Consider the following 24,084-nt stretch of genomic DNA (forward strand, 5'->3'; position numbering starts at 1 on the left):
CGCGAGTCAGGCCTACATGCCCCCCTGAACGAGGACACGGCGGCATGCTTCCGTACGGCGCTTGGCCCCGGCCGAAGGCATGCATCGGAGGTTCAACAAAAAAACGCCCGGGCAATGCCCGGGCGCTGTGTCCCACACCTGCATGGGATCAGTTGAAGGTGTACTTCGCACCCACGGTGAAGTACCGGCCGATCGCGCCGCTGAAGTGCAGCGGGTTGTAGTTCACGCCACCGTAGGTGGTCGGGTCCAGCGGTGCGATGCGGTCGAACACGTTCTGCACCGAAGCATTCAACTCAAACGCGTCGGTGATGTTCCAGCGGCCGGACAGGTCGAAGGTGGTGAACGAGGAAATCTTCTCCACCGGCGTGCCATCCCAGTAGAACGCCAGGTAGTCGCCACCGCGGCGGTCCTTGTTCTCCAGGCTGCTGATGTAGTTGACCACGCCGCTGACGCTCCACGCGTCCTGCTTCCAGGTGGTGCCGAAGTTGATGCGGTCTTCCGGCGTGCCGATGCAGTTGGTCACGTCGCAGTTGCCATGCGTGCCCACGTAATCGACGGTGCTGTCGCCTTCGGTGCGCTCGAACTTGAGCACGTGGCTCCACTGCAGGTCCATTTCCAGCTGGCCCGGGCCGATGTCGAAGGTCTGGCGGATATCGGTATCGATACCGCGCACACGCGACGAGTTGGCGTTCACGTAGGCGGTGTTGACCGCCAGGATGGTGCCGGTGCCGGGGATGCCGTTGATCAGGTCGCTATCGCGCAGCACGTTGCCCGCCGCGATCGCATCGGCGGTGCTGCCTTGGGCGATCTCATTGGTGCGCTTGATTTCCCAGGCGTCCACCGTCAGGGAGGTGGTTGCCGTCGGCTGCAACACGATGCCGAAGGAGTAGCTCTTGGACTCTTCCGGCACCAGGTCCGGGTTGGGGCTGGTGATGATCGCCACCGAGCGCGCGCCGCAGTTGGTGGTGGCATCGGCCGGCGGGCTGATCGCGCAGCGCACCGGATCGCGAGCCGTGGAGAATGCGGCCAGGCCGCCGTCGCCGTTCTCGGCCGGGTTGGGCGCACGGAAGCCTTCGGCATACGTGGCGCGCAGTGCCACCCAGTCCACCGGGGTCCACTTCACGCCCAGCTTCGGGGTGGCCTTGCCGTCACCGCTTTCGTACTTGTCGTAGCGCACCGCACCGGTCAGTTCCAGCTGTTCCAGCACCGGGGCGGACAGTTCGACGTAACCGGCGTACACGTTCTGGGTGCCGTCGTAGGCCGAATAGCCCAGGCCGATGATGTCGCCCTGGTCGGTGTAGGTCTGCGGGGTGAGGCTGTTGCTGGTCTTGCGCCACTCGGTGCCCAACGCCAGGCCGAGCGGGCCGCCCTTGAGGTCCATCAGGCTGCGCGTCACGGTGAAGTCGAACATGTCCAGGCTGGACGAGGCCCGGGCGCTGATGTCGGGCGAGATGTAGTCGTACAGCGCCTGCGAATTCAGGCCGGCATTCTCGCCGACCCGCCAGGTGCCGCCGGCGCAGGCAGGGTCGCCCAGGGCGCACTGCACGGCGCTGTAGCGCAGGAAGCCGGAACGCTTGTTGGTCAGCTCCGTCCCCGAATGCAGGTAGGCGGTGTCGTAGTCCCACTCGCCCCAGGTGCCCTTGGTGCCGACCAGGAAGCGGGTGAACTCATTGGTGTTGGTGGTCACGCGCGGACCCACGTCCCAGGCCGTGTAACGCAGGCGCGAGGCCTGGCCGGGGATCACGTTGTCCGGGTGGGTCGGGGAGAGCACCACGGCGCCGTCGCCACTGCTGGCGTTGCGCGGACCGCCCGGGTAACCCCAACTGCCGGATACGCCCGACGGGGTGTTGCTGAACACCGTTTCCTTCTTCGAGTAGCCGATTTCAGTGTAGATCTCGCCGCCTTCGCCATAGGCGAAGCTGGCGCGGCCGAACACGTTGACGTAGTCCTCCTTCGGGCTCAGGTCGCGGAACTGCTGGACCGCATCGTACAGACAGCCGTCTTCGGCGATCGAGGCATCGGTCTGGCCGGGGATGTTGGTCACGCTCTGGCAGCCCGGCAGCGGGACCAGGAAGGCCGGGTTGTCGGCATCCACGTTGCGGTCATCGAACACCGAACCGTTCGGGCCGGAGCCGCCGCCGGTAGCGCCGTTGAGGTAGGCGCCGGTGAGGAACTGCGCGTCGGAGGCGGCGATGCCCCACCGACGCAGGTCACCGGTGCCGATCCACTTGCGGTCCTTGCGGTCGCTGATCTTGATGGCGTCGGTCCTGCCGACGTCCAGGCTGAAGAACGCATTCCAGCCGTCTTCGGCAAGGTCGCCCACGCCGGCGGTCAGCGTGGCCTTCTTCGCATCGCCGTCGCTGTCGCCGGACAGGCCGTAGGAGCCGCGCAGGATCGCGCCCTGGAAGTCGCTGCGCAGGATGATGTTGACCACGCCGGCGATGGCGTCCGAGCCGTAGATGGCCGAGGCGCCGTCCTTGAGCACTTCCACGCGCTCGACCGCATCCAGCGGAATGGTGCTCAGGTCAGTGAAGACCTTCTGGCCGTCATCGGCCAGGCCATAGGTGGCCATGCGGCGGCCATTCAACAACACCAGCGTGGAGCCGGCGCCCAGGCCGCGCAGCGAGATGCCCGCGCCGCCGCCGGCAAAGCCGTTGCCGAACGTCTTGGGAATGGAGCCGGAACCGTCGGAAGTGAGCGTCTGCAGGTACTCGGCCACGGTCGTCTTGCCGCTCCGGTCGATGTCCTGGCGCGTTACGACCTGCACGGGTGACGGGGTTTCGGTGTTGGTGCGTGGGATGTTCGACCCGGTGACCGTGATGCGGTCCAGGTTGGTGGCGGCCGGGTCCTGGGCCATGGCCGAGGAGGAGGCAAAGGCACCGGCCAGCAGCAGCACGCTGCCGGTGAGTGCTGCGGAAACGGATTGAGCCAGATTGTTGCGGCGGCTGCTGTAGAACCGTTGAATCGGGTGTTTCACAGCTTCTCTCCTGACTGGGAAAACCAACAATGTTGTGAGCGGCGTCCGGTAAAGCCGGAAGCGTCGGCGACAATCTAGGTTTCCGGCAGGTGACGTAACCGTGAAAAATTGCTTAATTCGACGGTTTGGTGACGGCCATCAAAAAAACGTGGGATGCCGTGTCCGCAATCCCACGCCCTTCACTCCCGTATTTCATTCCGGCAGCGAGAAGCTCACCGGGACCAGGCCTACGGCGGGTACCGCGTGGCCGTCCACCTGGGCGGGAACGAAGCGCCAGTGGCGCAGCACCTGCTGCCGGGCGGCATTGTCCAGCGCCCGGGAACCGCTGCTGCGTTCGATGGACACGCTGGCCGGCCGGCCCTCGGCATCGACCTGCACGCGGAGCGTGACCGTACCCTGCTCACCGGCCCGGAGGGCGGCGATCGGGTAGCTCGGCGGCGGCGCGGTGCGGTACTGCAGCTGCACGCCTTCACCCGAGGCGGCCGGCGCCGGCTCGACAGGCGCCAGGGTCGGTGTCTGGACGTCGCTGGCGGGGAGTGGCGGGGCCGCCAGCACATCGTCTGCGGTGGCGGTGGGTGGCGGCAGCGGGGCCACGCGCGGGGTGGTGGTGGGCGCCCGCACCGGCACCGGTTCCTGTGGCTGCACCCGCGGGGGCGGCTCGGGCTGCGGCACGGGAGGGGTGAGCATGCGCACCACCATCCGGTCGCGTGGGAGTGGCGCGGCCACATAGGCGGCGGGAATGAGCAGCAGCATCAGCGCGAGCAGATGCAGGGCCAGCGCGGTGCTCCAGCCGAGCACGCGCGAGACGTCGATTTGCAGCGGTACCACCGGGGGATGCGTACGGACCATGCTCCACTCTCCTTGCCAGATGTGCGTGCGGGAACATCAACGTGCAGGGGCCGGGGCCCCGCAATGACAGCAATACCGCAGCCCGGCGCGGGCCGGAAGTCAGGGGACGGCAGGATGTTTGGCTGACGGTCAGAAATACGCCGGTAGCGCCGGCCATTGGCCGGCCCCGATATCCCGTGGGCCGGCCAACGGCCGGCGCTACCGGCATGGGCGTCTTACCGGCCCAGCTCGAACACCACGTCCAGGTTGACCGACACGGTCGACTCGCCGGGCGAAACCGGGGTGGCAACATCGGCGGCCATCGGCGCGGCCGCGGCGCGCATCATCACCGGGCGGAAGTTGCCGCCGCCGCTTTCGGAAATGCTCACGATGCGCCGCACGCGCAGGCCCAGCGACTTGGCGTAGGTCTCGGCGCGGGCCTGGGCCTTCTTCAGCGCGGCCAGGCGGGCTTCGTCGTAGACCGGTTCGGGCTGGTCGATCTCGAACTGCGGGCCATTGATCTGGTTGGCGCCCTGCGCGGCCAGTGCGTCGAGCACCTTGCCCAGCCTGGCGATGTCGCGCACCTTCAGGCTGACCGTGTTGCTGGCCTGGTAACCGGTGATCTTCGGTGCTTCGTTTTCGGCATAACGGTATTGCGGGCTGAGGTTGACCCCGCTGGTCTGAACGTCGCGTTCGGCAATGCCGGCGGCCTTGATCGCGGCCAGCACCTTGACCATCTGTTCGGCGTTCTGGCGCATGGCGGTGTTGCCATCGGTGGCCTGGGTCACCACGCCGGCCGACAGCGTGGCCACGTCGGGCACGCGGCGGGCTTCGGCGTTGGCCGAGATGTTGAGCAGGGTGCTGTCAGCCGGTACGGCAATGGCCGGTTGGGTCTGGGCGTGGGCGGTCATCGAGGTTCCCAGGGCAAGGGACAGGGCAAGCAGCAGCGGGGACAGGGTCGGGCGGCGCATGTGCATCTCCATGTGAAGGCGTTGAGGTTGGTGTCGGAGCGATGAACGTCTGGTGAGGTTTATCGGGGTTGATCACGATTCGGTGGTGTTGCTCGCGATTCAGACAGGGCCCGCAGGTTATGCTTCCGCGATGCTTTATCTTGCCTCTCGTTCGCCCCGACGAACCCAACTGCTGGCGCGCCTGGACCGACCGTTCCGCGCGCTGGACCTGGATGTGCCCGAAGTACGGGCCGCCGGGGAAACCGCCCAGGACTACGTGCAGCGCGTGGCCACCGACAAGGCCCGTGCCGGCCTGGCATTGGTGGCCGACGACCCCGGCGCGGTGGTGCTGGGCGCCGATACCGAGGTGGTGCTGGACGGGGAGGTATTCGGCAAGCCCGTGGACGCTGCCGATGCCGCCGCCATGCTGCGCCGGCTGTCCGGCCGCACCCACCAGGTGATGACCGTGGCGGCGCTGGTCGCCGCCGACCACGAACAGGTCGTGCTGGTGGTGTCGGAGGTGAGTTTCATCGCGCTGGACGAGGCGGCCATTGCCGCCTATGTCGCCAGCGGTGAGCCGATGGGCAAGGCCGGGGCCTACGCGATCCAGGGCGGGGCCGAACGTTACATCCGCCACCTGGCGGGAAGCTATTCGGGTGTGATGGGATTGCCCCTGCAACAGACCGAGCAGTTGCTGCAGGCGTTTGAATCGAAGGGAGTCGCCCGTGTCTGAAGAAATACTGGTCAATGTCACCCCACGCGAAACCCGAGTGGCAGTCATCGAAAACGGCATGCTGCAGGAACTGCACATCGAGCGCGGCTGGCGCCGCGGGGTGGTCGGCAACATCTACAAGGGCAAGGTGCAGCGGGTGATGCCCGGCATGCAGGCTGCCTTTGTCGAGGTCGGGCTGGAGCGCGCCGCGTTCCTGCACGCCAACGACGTGGTGCGCCCGGCCCCGGTAGCCAGCCTCGATACCGAAGGCACCACGCTGCCACCGCCGTCGTCGGTGCCGATCGTGGAGCTGCTGCGCGACGGCCAGGACATCGTAGTGCAGGTGGTCAAGGACCCGATCGGTACCAAGGGTGCGCGGCTCACCACCCAGATCAGCATTCCCTCGCGTTACATGGTGCTGCTGCCGCAGTCGAAGGTGGTGGGCGTGTCGGCGCGGATCGAGGACGAAGCCGAGCGTGCCCGACTCAAGGCGCTGGTCACCGAGCTTTCCGCACAGCACGGTGGCTATGGTTACATCGTGCGCACCAATGCCGAAGGCCAGCCGGCCGAAGCCATCGCCGAAGACATCGCGTATCTGTCGCGGGTCTGGAACGTGGTCGAGCGCCGCGGCCGCGAGGCCGCCCCGTGCAGCGTGATCTACGAAGACCTGAGCCTGCCGCTGCGCTCGGTGCGTGATCTGATCCGCAAGGACGTGGACAAGGTGAAGGTGGACTCCAAGGAAACCTTCACCCAGCTGCAGGCCTTCGTGGCCAAATACATGCCGGTGCTGGCCGAAAAACTGGAGCTGTACAGCGGCGACCGCCCGATCTTCGACATGTTCGGGGTGGAGGATGAGATCGGCCGCGCGCTGGACAAACAGGTGCCGCTCAAATCCGGCGGTTATCTGGTCATCGACCAGACCGAGGCGATGACCACCATCGACGTCAACACCGGCTCGTTCCTGGGCCAGCGCAACCTGGAGGAAACGGTGTTCCGCACCAACCTCGAGGCCGCGCAGTCGGTGGCGCGCCAGCTGCGCCTGCGCAACCTGGGCGGCATCATCATCATCGACTTCATCGACATGGCCGATGCCGAACACCGCCGCCAGGTGCTGCGCACGCTGGAGAAGGCGCTGGCGCGCGACCATGCCAAGACCACGGTCTACGATTTCTCGCCACTGGGCCTGGTGGAAATGACCCGCAAGCGCACCGTGGAAAGCCTGGAGCGCCAGCTGTCCGAGCCCTGCCCGGAATGCAGCGGGCGCGGTTCGATCAAGACGGCCGAAACGGTCACCTACGAGATCTTCCGCGAGATCACCCGGGCCGTGCGCCAGTTCGACGCCGCGCGCCTGCTGGTGATCGCCTCGTCCAAGGTGGTGGCGCGGATCACCGATGAGGAATCGGCGGCGGTGGCCGAACTGGAGGAGTTCCTGGGCAAGTCGATCCACTTCCAGGCCGATGAGCAGTACCTGCAGGAGCAGTTCGATGTCGTGCTGCTGTGACCTGAGCCTGCCCGCGCCGCGCTGCGCCGGCGTTCGCAGGACCCGATGAGCGCGCCGTTGCGCCTGCGACTGCGAAGGATTCGCCGCCATGCTGTCTATGCCATGGCGATCGTATTGGTATGTGTGGCGGTGCTGGTGGGCAGCATCAGCCAGGTGCTGCCGCTGGCCGAACGCCACCCGGACAAGGTGGCCGGCTGGCTGAGCGCGCGTGCCGGGCAGCCGGTGCGCTTCGACCAGCTGCAGACACGCTGGACCCGGCGCGGGCCGTTGCTGGCGCTGAAGGGCCTGCGCATCGGTGAAGGCGAGGGGCTGCGGATTGGCGAGGCCGAAGTGCAGGTCTCGATGTACTCGGGGCTGCTGCCGGGGCATTCGCTGACCGAGCTGCGGCTGCGGGGCCTGGCCCTGGTGCTGCAGCGTGCGCCCGATGGCCGCTGGTCGGTGCAGGGGCTGCCGCAGTCGAAGGCGGGCGGCGATCCGCTGGATACCCTGCGCCGCCTGGGCGAACTGCAGGTCATCGGCGGTCGGCTGCGGGTGGACGCGCCGTCGTTGAACGTACAGACCGAGCTGCCGCGCATCGACCTGCGGCTGCGGGTGAACGGGCAGCGGCTGGCAGTGGGTGCGCGCGCCTGGGCCGACCTTGATGCCGCGCCGCTGACCGCAGTGGTGGACTTCGATCGCGCGCACGGTAACGGGCAAGCCTGGCTCGCTGCCGACCCGGCCGACTTCCGTGCGTGGTCGTCGCTGCTTCAGTTCGGTGGCGTGGCCCTGCAGCAGGGCACCGGCACGTTGAATGCCTGGGTGGACCTGCGCGACCGCCGCCCGGTGATGATCACTGCCGATACCGACCTGGCCGGCGTGCAGCTGCGCGGTGCGCGGCTGGCCGGTGGTGAGCGCCCGCAACTGCAGCTTGATACCCTGCAGCTGCGCGCGCGCTGGCGCTGGGTGCAGGGCGGTTGGCGTGCCGACGCACCGCGCCTGCGGATCGGCATGGAAGGGCGCACCGAAAAGCTGGATGGCCTGTTGGTCGCCGGCGGCCAGCACATGGCCCTGGCCGGCGACAACATCGATGCCACCGCGCTGCTGCGCGGGCTGGCGCTGACGGATCGGATCGATGCCGGGCTGCGCGCATGGCTGCACGACGCCGCACCGCAGGTGCGCATGAGCCGCGTGCGGGTGGCCGGCGAGCGCGATGGCCCGCTGAGTTTTGAAGGCGAGCTGGAAGAGATCCAGTTCGCCGCCGCCGGCCATGCGCCGGGCCTGAGCGGGGTGGGGGGCCATTTCGACGGCGATGCCAACGGCTTCCGGCTCGACCTGCAGCCGACCCGGGTGATGCACTTCGACTGGCCCACCGGCTTCGGCGTGCGCCACGACGTGCGCCTGGCCGGCAGCATGGTGGGCTGGCGCGATGAAGGCGGCGGCTGGCGCATCGGCACCCCGGCACTGCGCGTGCAGGGCACCGATTACGCCGCCGATGTGCGCGGCACGATGTGGTTCCAGGGCAATGGCACGCGCCCCTGGATGCAGCTGGCGGCCAAGCTCGACGATGTGCCGATGACGGCGGCCAAGCGCTTCTGGATCCATTCCAGGATGAGCAGGACCGCCACCGACTGGCTGGATGCAGCGCTGGTGGGCGGCTACGTGCGCGGCGGTGTCGGGCTGGTCACCGGCGACCTGGAAGACTGGCCGTTCAACCAGCACAACGGCCGTTTCGAGGCCACCGGGCGCATCGACAACGGCAACATCCGGTTCCAGCGCGACTGGCCGACCATGAACAAGGTCGATGGCGATATCGCCTTCATCGGCCCCGGCTTCGAGCTGCACGGCCGTGGCGACCTGGCCGGGGTGTCGGTGGACCACTTCGACGCGGGCATCGCCGATTTCGGCGCGTCCCAGCTGTACGTCAAGGCCACCAGCCGCAGCGATGCCGGCGCGTTGCTGGCGATGCTCAAGCAGAGCCCGCTGCACAGGACCTATGCCGATTCATTGGACAACCTGACCGCCAAGGGCCCGGCGGCCGTCACCTTCGACCTGCTGCAGCCGCTGCACCATGATGAGGGCGGCGGACACCTGCAGGGCTCCGTGGATCTTGATGGCGCCACGCTGTCGGACAAACGCTTCAACCTGACCTTCGATGCCATGCGCGGCCAGGCCAGGTACAGCCATGATGGCTTCGGCGCCGAAGGGTTGGCAGTGCGCCACCTGGGCCAGGACGGCCAGCTCAGCCTGCGTGCCGGCGGCTACGTGCGCGACCCGCAGCATGCCTTCGAATCGGAGCTGGCCGCTTCGCTGGATGCCGGCCAGCTGCTCGACCGCGCACCCGAACTGGCCTGGCTCAAGCCTTACATTGAAGGCACCTCGCGCTGGACCATCGGGGTGACACTGCCCAAGCTGACGCCCGGCGGCAAGACCGAACCGCCGACCCTGCTCACGCTGCACTCGGACCTGGTTGGCACCCGGCTGGACCTGCCGGCGCCGCTGGACAAGCCGGCCGAAGCACCTCTGGCCACCGCCGTGAAGGCGCAGTTGCCAATGGGCGCCGGCCGTGTGGACGTGGCCTTCGGCGAACGCCTGGCCCTGGCCGCGCGCACCCACGACAACCAGACCGGCGTGCAGGTCACGCTGGGCAGTGACACCGTCGACCGCGATCCGCCCGCGAACGGGCTGGTGGTCAATGGCCGCAGCGGCTCACTGGACGCGCTGGACTGGATCGCGCTGGCGCGTTCGCCCGGCGGTGCGCCGGACGCCGACCCGATGCCGCTGCGCCACGTGGACGTGCAGGTGGGGCAGCTGCTGCTGGTGGGCGGGGTGTTCCCGCAGACCCGCCTGCAGTTGCGGCCGAGCCCCTCCGGCGTGGATGTGCGCCTGGACGGTCCGTCGTTGTCGGGCGACCTGAGCGTGCCCAACGCCGATGGCGCGGCCATCGTCGGCAAGCTCGACCGGGTGCATTGGCAGTCGCTGCCGACCCCGGTGAAGGCACCCGGCGATGGCGCACCGATCGTGCTGCCGGCCGACGCCACCCTGCCGGCGCGGGTGCAGGCCAGCGCCAACGACACCAACCCGGCGAAGATTCCGCCGTTGTCGCTGGACATCAACGACCTGCAGTTCGGCAAGGCGCGGCTGGGCCAGGCCGTGCTGCGCACCCGGCCGTTCAGCAACGGGCTGAGCGTGGACCAGCTGCAGTTCCGCGCGCCCAGGCAGGTCATCGACATCCAGGGCCGTTGGCTGGGCATGGGCGAGGCCGCCCGTACCCAGTTCCAGGTCAACGTGGACAGCGAGGACCTGGGCGGGCTGATGCAGAACCTGGATTACGGCGGCCAGCTGCGCGGTGGCCAGGGCCAGATCAGCCTGGATGCCGGCTGGCAGGGCGGTCCCTCGGACTTCCAGCTGGGGGCGCTGCAGGGCCAGATGCAGGTCCACGCCCGTAACGGCCAGCTGTTGGAGCTGGAGCCGGGCGCCGGCCGCGTGCTGGGCCTGCTCAGCGTGACCCAGCTGCCGCGCCGGTTGATGTTCGATTTCCGCGACTTCTTCTCCAAGGGCTTTGCCTTCAACCAGGTGGAGGGCACGCTGGCATTCGCCGACGGCATGGCCACCACCGACAAGGTGCTGATCGAAGGCCCGGCCGCCAACATCAGCATCCGCGGCCGCACCGACCTGCGCCGGCAGCAGTTCGACCAGACCATCGACGTCAACCCACGCGCCGGCAACCTGCTCACCGTGGTGGGCGCGGTGGCCGGCGGCCCGGTGGGCGCGGCGGTGGGCGCGGCGGCCAACGCAGTGCTGTCCAAGCCGCTGGGCGAGATTGGTGCAAAGACCTACCGTGTTACCGGCCCGTGGGCCGAACCCAAGGTGGAAGTGATCGACCGCGACGACGCCCCGGCGGCGCCAGCCGGCAAGCCGCCGGTGGCGCGTTGACCCTCCCCGCCTTCACCCCTCTCCCGCGCATGGCTTGCTATACCGGCCCGCGCCCATAGATCAAGACCATGACCGACAACGCACTCACCCTTGCCCAAGACCGCCTGCTGCTGCCCGCCGGGCTGGATGCAGGCGGCCTGGAACGCACCTTTGGCACCCTGTTGGGGCCGGGCATCGATTTTGGCGACCTGTACTTCCAGCACGCCCGCCGCGAAAGCTGGAGCGTGGAAGACGGCATCGTCAAGGACGGCGCCCATTCCATCGAACAGGGCGTGGGCGTTCGCGCCATTGCCGGTGAGAAGACCGGTTTTGCCTATTCCGATGACATCCACGGCGATGCGCTGCTGGGCGCGGCGCGCTCGGCGCGCGCGATCTCCCGCGAGGGCGGGGCGCAGCCGGCGCGGTCGCTGGTGCGCGGCAATGCCCGCGCGCTGTACCCGGCGCTGGACCCGATCGACGGCATGGGCAACGAGGCCAAGGTGGAGGTGCTCAAGCGCCTGGACCGCTTCCTGCGTGCCGCCGACCCGCGCGTGCAGCAGGTGATGGTGAGCCTGTCCGGCGGCGTGGACACCGTGCTGATCGCGCGCAGCGATGGCGTGCTGGCCGGTGACATCCGCCCGCTGGTGCGGTTGAACGTGCAGGTGATCGTGGAACAGCACGGCCGCCGCGAATCCGGCTATTCCGGGGGCGGCGGCCGCTACAGCTATGAAGAACTGTTTGCCGACGGGCGCCCCGAAGCATTCGCGCGCGAAGCGCTGCGCCAGGCACTGGTCAACCTGGAGGCGATCCCGGCCCCGGCCGGGGTGATGACGGTGGTGCTCGGCCCGGGCTGGCCCGGCGTGCTGCTGCACGAGGCGGTGGGCCACGGCCTGGAAGGCGATTTCAACCGCAAGGGCACCAGCGTGTACGCCGGCCGGGTCGGCGAGCGCGTGGCCGCACCGGGCGTGACCATCGTCGACGATGGCACCCTGGAGGGCCGTCGTGGTTCGCTCAACATCGATGACGAAGGCCACCCGACCCAGTGCACCACGCTGATCGAGGACGGCATCCTGGTCGGTTACATGCAGGATTCGCTCAACGCGCGGCTGATGGGCGTGGCCCCGACCGGCAACGGCCGTCGCGAATCGTTCGCGCACATGACCATGCCGCGCATGACCAACACCTACATGCGCGCCGGCCAGCATGATCCGGAAGAGATGATCCGCTCGGTCAAGCGCGGCCTGTACGCGGTGAACTTCGGTGGCGGCCAGGTCGACATCACCAGCGGCAAGTACGTGTTTTCGGCCACCGAGGCCTACCTGATCGAAGACGGCAGGGTCACCGCGCCGGTGAAGGGCGCCACCCTGATCGGCAACGGGCCGGAAACCATGCAGAAGGTGCGCATGATCGGCAACGACCTTGCCCTGGACGAAGGCGTGGGCGTGTGCGGCAAGGACGGCCAGAGCGTGCCGGTGGGCGTGGGCCAGCCGTCGCTGCTGATCGACGGCATCACCGTGGGCGGCACCCAGGCCTGATTGCCGGATGCGCCCATCCCTTCAGCCCGGCTCAGTCTTCGGCGCTGTCGGCGTCGCCGATGTCGTCTTCGTCGGCATCGGCCGCCACTGCATCCAGGCCCAGTGCGGCCGGCAGCAGCAGGTTGCGCAGCACCTGGTAGATCTCGCGGTAGGCGCGCGGCGGCTTGTTCTTCGCGCGCTCGGCCTGGGCGTTGCGCACCAGCGTGCGCAGCTGCTGGCGGTCGGCCTGCGGGTATTCGTCGAGCAGGGCGCTCAGCGCGGTGTCGCCGTCCTTGAGCAGGCGCTCGCGCCAGTCTTCGGCGCGGTGCAGCGCGGCCACTTCACGGCGCGAGGTTTCGCTGTTGGCATCGAGCGCGTCGCGGATCGCATCCAGGGTGGCATCGTCCTCGCGGCGCATGTGCTTGGCCAGGAACGCCAGCTGGCGCTTGTGGGCGATATGCGCGGTGATCCGCTTGGCCTCGGCGATGTGCGGCAGCAGGTCTTCCGGCACCGGCACGCGGGCCAGCTGGGCCGGGGTCAGCGACACCAGCTTCTCGCCCAGGGCCAGGACATCCAGCGCTTCGCGCCGGTTCTGGCTGCGGCTGATATCAAGGAATTCACCGGTTTCTTCGTCGCGTCCGCGCATCGTCTTCTTTCCACATCCAGAACTGCGCCCGGCGTTGCGCCAGGCACTCACCCGTACAGGATAAAGCATTGAACGTGATCTCCCCTGAAGCCCATGCCGCCGACGACAGCCTGCAGCGCCTGGAACAGCTGGCCGACATCTCCCAGCAGCTGCTGGCCCGGGCCCGGGCGCTGGGCGCCACCCAGGCCGAAGTCAGCTGCAGCGAGGAGCGTGGGCTGGATGTGAACGTGCGCCTGGGCGAGGTCGAGACGGTGGAGTCCACCCGCGACCGTGGTATCGCCGTCACGGTCTACTTCGGCCAGCGCAAGGGCAGTGCCAGCACCGCCGACCTGCAGCCGGCCAGCCTGGAATCCACCGTGGCCCAGGCCTGCGCGATCGCCCGGCATACCGAGGACGACGAGGCCGCCGGCCTGGCCGACCCGGCGCTGATGGCGCGTGAGTTCCCGGACCTGGACAGCTGGCACCCCTGGGAACTGCAGGCCGACCAAGCGCTGGACCTGGCGCTGGCCTGTGAAGCGGCCGGGCGTAGCGCCGACCCGCGCATCAGCAATTCCGATGGGGCTTCGGCGGCCACGGCCACCAGCCTGTCGGTGTATGCCAACTCGCACGGCTTCATTGGCCGCGACCGCAGCAGCCACCATTCAGTGGGCTGCGCGCTGATTGCCGGGCAGGGCGATGGCATGCAGCGCGATGGCTGGTACAGCAGCGCGTTGGCCCGCGAAGACCTGGAAGACCCGGCATCGATCGGCCGCCGCGCGGCCGAACGCACCCTGGCGCGCCTCAACCCGCGTTCGATGGCCACCACGCAGATGTCGGTGCTGTACGCACCGGAAGTGGCGCGTTCGCTGATCGGCCACCTGCTGGGCGCGGTTTCCGGCGGGGCGTTGTACCGCCGCGCCAGCTTCCTGCTGGACAGCGTGGGCACGCAGCTGTTCCCGGACTGGTTCGCCATCGACGAGCGGCCGCTGCTGCGCCGTGGCCTGCGCTCGACCGCGTTCGATGGCGATGGCGTGGCCACCCGCGATTCGTCGCTGATCGAGGCCGGGGTGCTGCAGCGCTATGTGCTGGGCAGCTACTCGGCGCGCAAGCTGGGCCTGGTGACCACGGGCAATGCCGGTGGCGTGCACAACCTGCGGGTGCATTCCAACGCGGGCGACCTGGCCTCGATGGCACGACAGATGGGCAACGGCCTGCTGGTGACCGAACTGATGGGGCAGGGGGTCAACGGCGTCACCGGCGACTACTCGCGCGGCGCGGGCGGCTTCCGGGTGGAGAACGGCGAAATCCAGTACCCGGTCGACGGAATCACCATCGCCGGCAACCTCAAGGAGATGTTCGGGGCGATCGAAGCGGTCGGCAGCGACATCGACCGCCGCTCGCACGTGCACGTGGGCTCGATCCTGATCGGGCGGATGACCGTTGCCGGTAACGATTGACGGCATCGATTGACGTATCCTGTTCCAGCTGCCTGGGCAGGCGGGGAGCCTGCCACGCACCACCCATACACTGGACAAGGAGTTTCACGTGAGCGAATTCGACAACATCACCGCCCCGCCGCCGCCGCCGACCAGCGACGGCCCGGTTCCCAGCGACCAGCGCACCATGGCGCTGGCCGCGCACCTGCTGGGCATCTTCACCTGGTTCATCGGCCCGTTGATCATCTGGCTGATCAGCAAGGACGACAGCAGCAAGGGCTTTGTCACCGACCAGGCCAAGGAAGCGCTGAACTTCCAGATCACCATCACCCTGGCGATGATCATCTGCTTCATCCTGATGATCGTGATCATCGGCGGCCTGCTGGCGCCGCTGGTGGGCATCCTCAACATCGTGTTCTGCATCATCGCGGCGGTGAAGGCGAACAACGGCGAGGCTTACCGTTATCCCTTCACCCTGCGCCTGATCAAATAATTCCTGTTTTCCGGGAATGCAGAAACGCCCGGCATTGCCGGGCGTTTTTTGTTTGGAGCAAGAGCGTAAGCAAAAGCCGTCGCCTGCGAACGTGTCAGGGCTGGGCAGGCGGGTGTGGGTTTGCGGGACACGCTGCAAGTACATCCATGTAAGCTCGTTCGCGCCATCCATGGCGCTCTACGGTCCCGCAAACCCACCCCCGCCGGCCCTGCGCAGATACGTTCGCAGACCAGGGCTCTTGCCTGCAGCAGACGCACACCGACCGAAGGCCGGTTCTTTAGTGATTGCGCTCTACCGCCAACCGCCCAAGCGCACGCAACGCATCAGCGCGTTCGTCGTACCCGGCAAGGCTGTCGTGCATGCGCTCGCTCAGTGCGGCCAACTCCGCCTTCGCACCGTCCATTCCCAACAACGCCGGGAACGTGGACTTGGCCTGCGCCTGGTCCTTGCCCGCCGTCTTGCCGAGCTGTTCTGAACTGGCTTCCACGTCCAGGATGTCATCGCGGACCTGGAAGGCCAGGCCGAGTGCGTTGGCGAAATCATCCAGCTGCAGCAGGTCTGCGTGCGGTGCATCGCCACACAGCGCGCCCATGCGTACCGCCGCGCGGATCAGCGCGCCGGTCTTCAATGCATGCATGTGCTGCAGGTCGGCCAGCGGCTGCGCGTGGCCCGTTGCATCGATATCCAACGCCTGGCCGCCGCACATGCCGGCCGCGCCCGACGCGTGGGTCAGCGTCTGCAGGCAATGCACCCGCAGCAGGGCCGGCAACGCCGCATCGGCCAGCAGCCCGAAGGCGCGCGTCTGCAACGCATCGCCGGCCAGGATCGCGGTGGCTTGGTCGAAGGCGATGTGCGTGGTCGGGCGGCCGCGACGCAGGGCATCGTCGTCCATCGCCGGCAGGTCGTCGTGCACCAGCGAATAGGCGTGGATCAGCTCCACCGCCATCGCCGGTGCGTCCAGCGCGTGTTCGTCGCCGCCGAAGATCTGCCCGCTGGCGTACACCAGCAGCGGGCGCATGCGCTTGCCGCCACCCAGCACCGCATAACGCATTGCCTGGTGCAGGCGTTGCGGTGCGTTGTCCGGCGAGGGCAGGCTGGCGTCGAGCTGGCTTTCGATGCGGTCGCGCCAACGTGCGAACGTGGCCTCAACCGTCATGGCTGGGCGGGTCGAACGGCTCGGCGGTTTCCGGGCGGGTCGGGTCGCTGAGCAGGCGCACACGCAGCTCGGCCTGCTCCAGCGCCTGCTGGCACTGGCGGTACAGGCCCACGCCGCGCTCGTAGGCGCTCAGCGACTGCTCCAGGCTCATGTCGCCGGTTTCCATCTTCTCCACCAGCAGCTCCAGTTCTTCCAGCGAATGCTCGAAGTGGGCGACCGGGGAGGCGTCAGTGGGGGATTTCTTGGCCATGCGGCAAGTGTGAAGCGCCAGCTGCAAGGGGTCAATTCACGCCGCGCCCGGCGTCCAGCGCAGGCGGGCGTGCTGTTCATCCAGCCACTGCTGCAGCGGTGCGGCGATCACCTGGTCGCCGGCGGCCACCAGGGTCTGGTCTGCATACAGCAAGGGCACCTGGCGGCGCTGCCACGGTGGCAGCCCGCTCTGCTGGAGCAGGTCCTTCAGCGCGTGCGAATGACTGCGGCCAGGCAGCTGGATGCGCTCGCCGCCCCGCCGCGCGCTGACCTGCACCGGTTCGGCCAGCCGCGTGCTGCCGATCAGCGACAGTTCGCCGCCATCGGGCAGTGCCAGCGGGCTCGACCCATCCCAGTGCACGCTCCAGTCCAGCGGCAGCGCCAATGCCATCGGCAGCAGGTACAGCTGGCCGCGCCAGCGCCGGATGCGCACGCCCTGCCAGGCGAACTGCGCATCGGCATCATGGGCAGCGGGCAGCAGCTCACGTTCAATGGCCTGCACGCCCGCGGCCGGCAATGGCGGTTGACCGGCGCTGCGCACCCATTGCCGCAGCAGCCGCGCACGACGTTCGCGCGGCTGCCGCTGCAGCTTCGCGCAATCGAGTACGCCGGGCGACACCGTGCAGCGCCGCAGTGCATCGTGGTCGGACGCGTCCAGCAGCCGCTGCGCCTGCGCGCTCAACTCGGCGCTGCGCGCGAAGGCGGCATCGGCCTGCGGCCAGCGCTGTTTGAGCAGCGGCATGACATGCAGGCGCAGGAAGTTGCGGTCGGCCGCATCGCTGGCGTTGCTGGGGTCTTCGATCCACTGCAGCCCGTGCGCCTCGGCATGGGCCCGCAGGTCGCTGCGCGGCAGCTGCAGCAGCGGGCGCCAGATCGACCCGGCCGCGAACGGGGCATGCGCGCGGATCGCGGCCAGCCCATCCACGCCAGAGCCACGCAGCGCGCGCAGCAGGAATGTTTCGGCCTGGTCATCGCGATGGTGTGCCAATGCCAGGTGTTCGCCCTCGCGCAGCACCCGCGCGAAGGCCTCGCGACGCGCGTGCCGTGCCGCCGCTTCCAGGCCCTCGCCGCCCTCGCGCGGAACCGTCACGCGGATCACCTGCAACGGAATGGACCAGGCCGCGCACACCGCTTCACAGTGCGTCGCCCAGCGGTCGGCGTCGGCCTGCAGGCCATGGTGCACGTGCACCGCGTGCAGCCCCGCCGCGCGCTGCGCCAGCGACTGGGCCAGCCAGTGCAGCAGCACCGTCGAATCCAGCCCACCGCTGAAGCCCACCAGCACGGGGGCGGGCAGGTCGGGGGCGGCGGGCAGGGCAGTGGGCATCGAATGAGGAATGTCAGGCAGAGGGACAGTATCGGCCCTGGCGGCAGGCGCGACCATCTCCGGCGCTCATCGGTTGGCGGGATCGGCCACGCGATGTGCAGGGGGCCGGCTCGGTGCGGGCGGGCGCAGCGGCAACATCAGTTGCCGGCGTCCTTGCGCTCGAACGCCTTGGGCGCAGGCAATTCCACCGGCACGCCCTTTGCGTCGCAGGTACCGGCATCGCACAGCCGCTGGCGCAGGCGCGGGGTGGCCTGCACGATCATGTGGTAGATCGCGTTCTGTTCCATGGTGCCGCGCACGGCCTTGCTGCCCGGGCCGCGTGCCCAGATGCCGACGTCTTCGCCACCGTGGCTTTCGCTCTTCATCGGCACCAGTGCTTCCTGCATGTAGTCAGGGTGCTCGGTGTCCACCTGGGTCAGATCCGGTCGACCCTTGGCCGGATCGAAACTGCTCGGGTTGTGCGGGTAGGTCTTGGGCCCGGCCGGCTGCTGGTTGGTGGCGCCGGTGTTGCCCGGACCATTGGCGTAGCTGAGCGTGGTGTAGGGCAGGCCCAGGCCGTCGCGGGCCAGGTCGAGTGCGCCGGCACCGTCTTCGCCGCCCTTGTCCTTGACCTTGCCCAGGATCGGGTTGCCACGCGCCGGGTAGCCCACGAAATTCAGCGTGTGCGAGTGGTCGGCGGTGACGATGATCAGGGTGTCCTGGTCGGAGGTGGCCTCCACCGCCGCGCGCACCGCATCGGACAGCGCCACCGTATCGCTCAGCGCACGGTAGGCATTGCCGCTGTGGTTGGCGTGGTCGATGCGCGCACCTTCCACCATCAGTACGTAGCCTTCCTGGTGGCGCGAGAGGTTGGCGATCGCGGCCCTGGTCAGCTCGGCCAGGCTGGGTTCGCCGGCCGGGTCGTCCTTGCGCTCGATCTCATAGCGCATGTGGTCGGGCTCGAACAGGCCCAGGATCGCCGGGGCGTTGGCCGCGGCCTGCAGCTGTTTCGCATTCCAGACATAGGCACCCTGCGGATGCGCCTGCTTCCATTCACCGACCAGGCTGCGCCCGTCCAGGCGCAGGCCGACCTTGTCGTCGTACTCCGGGTCGGTCTCTTCCACGGTGGTGAACTGGGCGCGGCCGCCGCCCAGCGCGACCAGCGGGCCGCGCCCGTAGCGCGAGGTGCCGAGCAACTGCTGGGCGATATCCTTGCAGCCGGCGGCCTTGGCGGCTTCGGGCAGGTCGGCGTCGTTCTCCCAGTTGCGCTCGGGCGAATGGGCATAGGTCGCGGCCGGGGTGGCATGGGTCAGACGCGCGGTGGACACCACCCCGGTGGCCATGCCGGCGCTGTCGGCCAGCTGCAGCCAGGTCAGCAGGCCCTTGCCCAGGCTGTCGGCGCAGTCGCTGCGGCTGCCCGCGCTGACCCCGATGGCGCCCATGTGGGTCTTCACGCCGGTGGTGATGGCGGTCATGGTCCCGGCCGAATCGGGGGTCTGCGAATCGGTGTTGTAGGTCTTGCTGAAGGCGGTGGCCGGGAAGCGTTCCCAGGACAGCAGGTTCTCCTCGCCCGGGTTGCCGTTGCGCTGGCCCTCGAAGATGCGCGCGGCGGCCACGGTGGTCAGGCTCATGCCATCGCCAAGGAACAGGATCACGTTCCTGGCCCGGCCGTCCATCGCGCCACTGCCGGCGGCGCGGGCGGCGCCGCTGCGGTACCACCACTGCGGGGTTTCACCGGCCGGATGGGCCACCGCCGGTACATCGACCTGAACGGTGCCGGCGCCGGCGCGGGAGGTGGGGGCGGAGGTGGCGCAGGCGCCAAGCAGCAGGGTGGTGGCGACGGCCGCCACAAGAGGCGTGAAACGGGACATGGACGCGCGTATCTCAATGGTGAAACGGGCGTTCATTATGCAGAACGCCGCAAGGCACGCCGATGACACGCTGATTTGTTTCTGTGCGCCTCGTCCCGGCGGGCCGGTTGGGCTAAGGTGAGGGGCTGTCACTCTCTCCCTGGAATGCTCATGACGCTGGTGTCTGCCTGGCTGCGGATCCCGTTCTGGCAGCGCGTACTCGGCGGCTTCGTGCTGGGCGCGCTGGCCGGTTGGCTGCTGGGTCCCGCCGCCGAAGTCTGGTTCGGCCCGCTGGGCGATCTGTATGTCACGCTGATCAAGATGATCGCGGTGCCGCTGGTGTTCTTCGCGGTGATCAACGCCATTTCCTCGCTGCACGGACAGAAGTCGGTGGCCGCGCTGGGGGGGCGCACCTTCCTGTGGTTCATCATCACCGCCGCGCTGGCGGTGGGCATCGGCCTGGCCGTGGGCACGGTGATGCAGCCGGGCACCGGCACGTTGAGCCTGAGCATGGACCACGGCTACACGCCGCGCGATGTCCCCAGCGTGGTCAAAGTGCTGATGGATGTGGTGCCGTCCAACGTGTTCTACGCGCTGACCGGGATTGGAACCCGGGTCAATGCGGCGGGCGAGACGGTGCTGGCCGCCGGCCGTGGCTCGATCCTGCCGGTGATCTTCTTTGCCGGCCTGCTCGGCTTTGCCATGGTCAAGCTGGGCGACAAGGTCGCCGAAGCGCGCAGGCTGACCGGGCAGATGAGCGACATCATGATCCAGGTTACCCGGTTCGTGCTGGAGATGACCCCGCTGGGCACCTTCGGCCTGATCGCCGGCCTGGTGGGCAGCTACGGGTTCGAAAAACTGCTGCCGCTGGGCAGCTTCGTGCTGGCGCTGTACGTGGCCTGCGCACTGCACATCGTGCTGGTCTACGGCGGCCTGCTGCTGGTACACGGTTTGAACCCGCTGAAGTTCTTCCGCGGTGCCGCGCCCGGCATGCAGGTGGCGTTCGTCAGCTCGTCCAGTTTCGCGGCGATGCCGGCGGCGATGCGTTCGATTACCCACAACCTGGGCGTGAACAAGGACTACGCGTCCTTTGCCGTGCCGCTCGGTGCGAGCATCAAGATGGACGGCTGCGGCGCGATCTATCCGGCGTTGTGCGCGGTGTTCATCGCGCAGTACACCGGCGTACCGCTCACGCCGGAGCAATATGTAGTGGTGCTGATCGCCTCGGTGCTGGGCAGCTTCGGTACCGCTGGCGTGCCGGGCACGGCGGTGGTGATGGCCACGGTGGTACTGAGTGCGGCCAATCTGCCGCTGGAGACCATCGGCTACCTGTACGCCATCGACCGCATCCTGGACATGATGCGCACGATGACCAATGTCACCGGCCAGATGCTGGTGCCGGTGCTGGTGGCCAAGGAAACCGGCCTGCTCGACCGCCAGGTCTACGACAACCCGTCCACCAACCTGGGCGTGGACGAAGGCGAAGAGCGTACGTCCTAGTACGAAACGTCAGGCCGTCATGCAGACGGGCCGGCTTTTTGCCGGCCCGTCTGCGTTTCATGACTGCGCGCTGTGACATCTGTATCGCGGGGTGTAACACCGCTGATACAACCCACGGTGAAGCCAGCGTTATCGCGGTTCTCGGCGCATGCATGCTCGTGTTCAGCCCGCGTGAACGTGCATGCCGGTGTAACACCAACGATCCACTGCCACGCTGCGTGGGTTGCGAAACGCCCGTAAACCGGGGCTTTCGAACTTGGCACGATTGCTGCTCCATCCCTCCGCATGTAACGGGAGGTCGCAATGGACAGCGTTCGCGTAGGGAGCAAGGCAACTGCGGTGACGTGGCTGCTGCTGGTGATGGTGCTGGCACCGGCAACGGTGCAGGCATCAGGCGCGCGGCAGGGAGTGAAGGCGCAACCGGGTGAGATGGTGCTGCTGCGGGATGTGTCCGCGCGGCCGGCTTACCGGCCCGCCCCCCCGGGCGTGGCGCTCATCGCCGATCCTTCGCCCACGCGCGAAGTCGCTGGCGCATTGGGGACCTCGACCGGCATGGACGAGCTGAGCGACGACGACTACGCCTCGCTCGGTTCCAACACAGGCATGTCCGCTGGTCACCCGCAGACCACCGTGGAGCGCGTCACCACCAGTACCATCAACAGCACCCTTGGCAAGGCCACCAACAGCGGTGTGCTCTCGGGCAGCTCGCTCGGTCGCAGCATCGGCGGCCCGATGGGTGCGGTGGGCAATGCCACCCGCGGCATCGGCGACCAGGTGCGTGGTGCGCTTGCGCAGTTCCCGCTCGGCCAGCCGGCCGGTGCCCCAGCCGGTGGGCCCGGCAAATGAAACGTGCAACCGTACTGCTGTCGCTGGGGGTGTTGTTCGTGCTGCCACTGCCGCTGTACGCGCAGCAGGTAGACGACTACGCCAGCATGCTGGGCTACCTCAACCAGACCCGCCTTGACGGCCGCGCGCTGAGCGGCGCCGACGGCGCCATGGTGGTCAACATGGCCGCCGGCGACCTCAACCTGCAGGCCAACCTGCTGGGTATTGCCAGTGGCGGGAACGCGCAGGTCAATATCGATGCGCGCCAACGCAACGGCAACAATCGCGTGCGCGCCGACGGTGCGCTCGAGGCCAGCGCCAGCATCGGCGGCCAGGCACTGAACGGCGCCAGCGGCGTCGCCATGATCAACCAGGCCAGCGGCATCGGCAACGCGACGCTCAACGTCGTCACTGCCACGCTGGCGCAACAGGGCATACGCGAGACGAACGACGAGGCCTTGGCCGCGTCGGGGGCACTCGCGTCAGCAGGGGGGCAGAACACCGCACGTCGCGGTGGTTCCGCCGGAACCCGCAGTGTCGCCGTGGAGGACACCGCACTGCAGGGATTCGACGGCGTTCTGCAACTCAACCAGATCGCGGGATCCGGCAACACCACCGCCAACCAGTTGGGCATCTCGGTGCAATCCACCCCGTGAGTAGTTCCATCCACCCGATTGTCGTGATGAGAGAGAGGGCACCATGAACACCACCATGAAAAGGACCGTACTTGCGCTGGCCGTCGCCCTGGCGTCTGCCTCGCTGGCCGCACAACCCCGCCACGGCGGGCCGGACATCGATACCCACATCGACACTGACATCCATACCGATATCGACACCAACATCGATACCGATATCGATACCAACATCGATACCGATATCGACACCAACATCCGCAACGACTGGGATTCGCGTACCCGCGTACGCAACAACAGCACCACCAACACCCACAGCGACACCAACACCAGGACCACCACCAAGACCTACAGTGACACCAGCGACGTGAACCACACGCGCAACGTCACCGTCAACGAGAACGTCCAGAAGAACAGCAACATCCAGGCCGACGAGCGCAAGGAAAAGAACAACCATGGCGTGGACGTGAACCTGGAATCGGACCTGCAGGTGGGTGCGGACATCCAGTTCCGCGGCCGTCCGACCGTCTCGGGTGACCTGGAAGTGGACTCGGCCGCCATTGCCATCATCGACAACCGTCAGTCGATCACTGACAACGATGGCGACAACAAGCTGCTGGAGAACAACTCCTCCATCAGCGAGAACGTGGCGCAGGACGCCTCGGGCAACCTCGGCTTCAACACCGCCGCCGGTGACAACAACGCCCAGGACAACGCCGCGTCGCTGTCCGCTGCCGATGCCTCGTTCACCTTCGGCATGTCCGATGCCCAGGTGTATGTGAACCAGTACGGTGCCGGCAACACCACCACCAACGATGGCGTGGTCAACAACTCCAGCCTCAGCGGCAACGCCTTCCGCGGCGCCACCGGCAACATCGGCGTGAACAGCGCCGCCGGCAACAACAACGAGCAGAAGAACGCCCTGGCTGCGTCGGTATCCACCGCCCGCATGGCCACCGCGAGCATCAGCTCGAACCAGGTCTCCACCGGCAATACCGTGTCCAACGAAGGCTACGTGAAGGCCTTGCGTGACACCACCGACGTGACCCTGCGCGGTACGGTCCGTGGCGGCACGGCGGCGGTCGGCCTCGGTGGTTACAGGGGCCAGGGTGCCGCCTACCAGCAGTCCAACCTGTACGCGGACAGCTGGGAAGGCGAACGCCACACGGGCGGCGATTCGACCGGCCATATCGACTACGACAACGAGACCCAGGGCGCTGTGCAGAACCCGAACCGGGAAGGCGTGGGCGGCTTTGCGTTTGACACCGAAGAACAGGGTGTCCTGGCCTACGGTGAAGTGGGCTATGCCGACCTGCGTGCCAGCCTGAGCGGCACCGTCCAGACCACCCGCTGGGTGGTGGAACGTGCCGAGAACAACGCCTCGCTGTCCGGTGATGCGTTCCGCAGCGCCAGCGGCAACATCGGCGTGAACGTCGCGGCCGGTACCGGCAACCTGCAGGCCAACAGCCTGGCCCTGGCCGTGGCCCAGCCGTCCACCGGTGGCGGCACCCCGGGCGGCGGTGGCGGCGAGTAATCCTGTCCGTTTTTGCAGGCAACACGCGTTGAGCGCAACAAACCCGGCCATCCGCCAATGGCCGGGTTCCCCGGGAGCCCCTGTTCCATCCTCCCCCTTTGGGGCAGG

18 protein-coding genes are annotated in these 24,084 nt (G+C 68.0%); 10 read left to right on the plus strand and 8 right to left on the minus strand.

Annotated elements, in window-relative coordinates:
• Positions 1–148 precede the first annotated feature (148 nt).
• The 3 genes from WIX41_RS14635 to WIX41_RS14645 all read right to left on the minus strand — a co-directional run bounded on the left by WIX41_RS14635 (position 149) and on the right by WIX41_RS14645 (position 4,776).
• Positions 149–2,977 carry a TonB-dependent receptor gene (locus tag WIX41_RS14635; protein WP_339448704.1) on the minus strand — a complete coding sequence of 943 codons (2,829 nt, stop codon included), beginning with the start codon at positions 2,975–2,977 and terminating at the stop codon, positions 149–151.
• Positions 2,978–3,169: 192 nt separating this feature from the next.
• Positions 3,170–3,826, minus strand: a complete 657-nt coding sequence (locus WIX41_RS14640; protein ID WP_339448706.1) for an energy transducer TonB — start codon at positions 3,824–3,826, stop codon at positions 3,170–3,172.
• Between the two features lie 215 nt (positions 3,827–4,041).
• A complete protein-coding gene (locus WIX41_RS14645) occupies positions 4,042–4,776 on the minus strand; it encodes an SIMPL domain-containing protein (RefSeq protein ID WP_339448708.1) in 735 nt (244 codons plus the stop codon).
• A gap of 130 nt (positions 4,777–4,906) precedes the next feature.
• Here WIX41_RS14645 and WIX41_RS14650 point away from each other — a divergent pair, with 130 nt between their 5' ends.
• From WIX41_RS14650 to tldD, 4 genes are all read left to right on the plus strand, one after another.
• Positions 4,907–5,488: a Maf-like protein gene (locus WIX41_RS14650; RefSeq protein WP_339448710.1), complete on the plus strand. Its 582-nt coding sequence runs from the start codon at positions 4,907–4,909 to the stop codon at positions 5,486–5,488.
• Positions 5,481–6,968: a ribonuclease G gene (rng, locus tag WIX41_RS14655; RefSeq protein WP_339448712.1), complete on the plus strand. Its 1,488-nt coding sequence runs from the start codon at positions 5,481–5,483 to the stop codon at positions 6,966–6,968. The genes WIX41_RS14650 and rng overlap by 8 nt, the downstream gene beginning before the upstream one ends.
• 45 nt (positions 6,969–7,013) lie before the next feature.
• Positions 7,014–10,880 carry a YhdP family protein gene (locus tag WIX41_RS14660; protein ID WP_339448714.1) on the plus strand — a complete coding sequence of 1,289 codons (3,867 nt, stop codon included), beginning with the start codon at positions 7,014–7,016 and terminating at the stop codon, positions 10,878–10,880.
• Positions 10,881–10,948: 68 nt separating this feature from the next.
• Positions 10,949–12,394, plus strand: coding sequence for a metalloprotease TldD (gene tldD / locus WIX41_RS14665; RefSeq protein ID WP_339448716.1), 1,446 nt, complete (start codon positions 10,949–10,951; stop codon positions 12,392–12,394).
• A gap of 31 nt (positions 12,395–12,425) precedes the next feature.
• Here tldD and yjgA read toward each other — a convergent pair whose 3' ends face one another.
• Positions 12,426–13,019 (minus strand): ribosome biogenesis factor YjgA, encoded by a 594-nt coding sequence (gene yjgA / locus WIX41_RS14670; protein ID WP_339448719.1) that lies wholly within the window; start codon positions 13,017–13,019, stop codon positions 12,426–12,428.
• Between the two features lie 68 nt (positions 13,020–13,087).
• Here yjgA and pmbA point away from each other — a divergent pair, with 68 nt between their 5' ends.
• Both pmbA and WIX41_RS14680 read left to right on the plus strand, forming a co-directional pair.
• Positions 13,088–14,455, plus strand: coding sequence for a metalloprotease PmbA (gene pmbA, locus WIX41_RS14675; protein WP_409187411.1), 1,368 nt, complete (start codon positions 13,088–13,090; stop codon positions 14,453–14,455).
• Positions 14,456–14,543: 88 nt separating this feature from the next.
• Positions 14,544–14,927: a DUF4870 domain-containing protein gene (locus WIX41_RS14680; protein WP_339448721.1), complete on the plus strand. Its 384-nt coding sequence runs from the start codon at positions 14,544–14,546 to the stop codon at positions 14,925–14,927.
• Between the two features lie 277 nt (positions 14,928–15,204).
• Here the strand turns inward: WIX41_RS14680 and WIX41_RS14685 are convergent, their stop codons facing one another.
• The 4 genes from WIX41_RS14685 to WIX41_RS14700 all read right to left on the minus strand — a co-directional run bounded on the left by WIX41_RS14685 (position 15,205) and on the right by WIX41_RS14700 (position 19,506).
• Positions 15,205–16,083: a polyprenyl synthetase family protein gene (locus WIX41_RS14685; protein WP_339448722.1), complete on the minus strand. Its 879-nt coding sequence runs from the start codon at positions 16,081–16,083 to the stop codon at positions 15,205–15,207.
• The gene (locus tag WIX41_RS14690; RefSeq protein ID WP_339448723.1) at positions 16,073–16,333 is read right to left on the minus strand and encodes an exodeoxyribonuclease VII small subunit; all 261 of its coding nucleotides are present in this window, start codon (positions 16,331–16,333) and stop codon (positions 16,073–16,075) included. Before WIX41_RS14690 ends, WIX41_RS14685 begins: the two co-directional genes overlap by 11 nt.
• Before the next feature lie 36 nt (positions 16,334–16,369).
• Positions 16,370–17,656 (minus strand): tRNA lysidine(34) synthetase TilS, encoded by a 1,287-nt coding sequence (tilS, locus tag WIX41_RS14695; protein WP_339448724.1) that lies wholly within the window; start codon positions 17,654–17,656, stop codon positions 16,370–16,372.
• Between the two features lie 137 nt (positions 17,657–17,793).
• Positions 17,794–19,506 (minus strand): alkaline phosphatase, encoded by a 1,713-nt coding sequence (locus WIX41_RS14700; RefSeq protein ID WP_339448726.1) that lies wholly within the window; start codon positions 19,504–19,506, stop codon positions 17,794–17,796.
• A gap of 150 nt (positions 19,507–19,656) precedes the next feature.
• On the opposite strand from WIX41_RS14700, the gene WIX41_RS14705 reads away from it, so the two are divergent.
• From WIX41_RS14705 to WIX41_RS14720, 4 genes are all read left to right on the plus strand, one after another.
• The gene (locus tag WIX41_RS14705) at positions 19,657–20,985 is read left to right on the plus strand and encodes a dicarboxylate/amino acid:cation symporter (protein WP_339448728.1); all 1,329 of its coding nucleotides are present in this window, start codon (positions 19,657–19,659) and stop codon (positions 20,983–20,985) included.
• A 303-nt stretch (positions 20,986–21,288) separates the two neighbouring features.
• Complete coding sequence (locus WIX41_RS14710; RefSeq protein ID WP_339448730.1) at positions 21,289–21,831, plus strand: hypothetical protein; 543 nt, start codon at positions 21,289–21,291, stop codon at positions 21,829–21,831.
• Positions 21,828–22,466 (plus strand): hypothetical protein, encoded by a 639-nt coding sequence (locus WIX41_RS14715; protein ID WP_339448732.1) that lies wholly within the window; start codon positions 21,828–21,830, stop codon positions 22,464–22,466. The genes WIX41_RS14710 and WIX41_RS14715 overlap by 4 nt, the downstream gene beginning before the upstream one ends.
• 55 nt (positions 22,467–22,521) lie before the next feature.
• The gene (locus WIX41_RS14720) at positions 22,522–23,976 is read left to right on the plus strand and encodes a hypothetical protein (RefSeq protein ID WP_339448734.1); all 1,455 of its coding nucleotides are present in this window, start codon (positions 22,522–22,524) and stop codon (positions 23,974–23,976) included.
• Positions 23,977–24,084 lie beyond the last annotated feature (108 nt).

This window comes from Stenotrophomonas sp. AB1(2024) (genome assembly GCF_037482345.1).
Lineage (GTDB): Bacteria > Pseudomonadota > Gammaproteobacteria > Xanthomonadales > Xanthomonadaceae > Stenotrophomonas.

Bases quoted from the DNA above. Each gene is read 5' to 3' on its own strand.
- WIX41_RS14715 (WP_339448732.1), top strand. From the start codon at position 21,828: ATGAAACGTGCAACCGTACTGCTGTCGCTGGGGGTGTTGTTCGTGCTG.
- tilS (WP_339448724.1), bottom strand. From the start codon at position 17,656: ATGCCCACTGCCCTGCCCGCCGCCCCCGACCTGCCCGCCCCCGTGCTG.
- yjgA (WP_339448719.1), bottom strand. From the start codon at position 13,019: ATGCGCGGACGCGACGAAGAAACCGGTGAATTCCTTGATATCAGCCGC.
- WIX41_RS14645 (WP_339448708.1), bottom strand. From the start codon at position 4,776: ATGCGCCGCCCGACCCTGTCCCCGCTGCTGCTTGCCCTGTCCCTTGCC.
- tldD (WP_339448716.1), top strand. From the start codon at position 10,949: ATGACCGACAACGCACTCACCCTTGCCCAAGACCGCCTGCTGCTGCCC.
- WIX41_RS14650 (WP_339448710.1), top strand. From the start codon at position 4,907: ATGCTTTATCTTGCCTCTCGTTCGCCCCGACGAACCCAACTGCTGGCG.
- WIX41_RS14710 (WP_339448730.1), top strand. From the start codon at position 21,289: ATGGACAGCGTTCGCGTAGGGAGCAAGGCAACTGCGGTGACGTGGCTG.
- WIX41_RS14660 (WP_339448714.1), top strand. From the start codon at position 7,014: ATGAGCGCGCCGTTGCGCCTGCGACTGCGAAGGATTCGCCGCCATGCT.
- WIX41_RS14690 (WP_339448723.1), bottom strand. From the start codon at position 16,333: ATGGCCAAGAAATCCCCCACTGACGCCTCCCCGGTCGCCCACTTCGAG.
- WIX41_RS14705 (WP_339448728.1), top strand. From the start codon at position 19,657: ATGACGCTGGTGTCTGCCTGGCTGCGGATCCCGTTCTGGCAGCGCGTA.
- WIX41_RS14700 (WP_339448726.1), bottom strand. From the start codon at position 19,506: ATGTCCCGTTTCACGCCTCTTGTGGCGGCCGTCGCCACCACCCTGCTG.
- WIX41_RS14640 (WP_339448706.1), bottom strand. From the start codon at position 3,826: ATGGTCCGTACGCATCCCCCGGTGGTACCGCTGCAAATCGACGTCTCG.
- WIX41_RS14720 (WP_339448734.1), top strand. From the start codon at position 22,522: ATGAAAAGGACCGTACTTGCGCTGGCCGTCGCCCTGGCGTCTGCCTCG.
- WIX41_RS14685 (WP_339448722.1), bottom strand. From the start codon at position 16,083: ATGACGGTTGAGGCCACGTTCGCACGTTGGCGCGACCGCATCGAAAGC.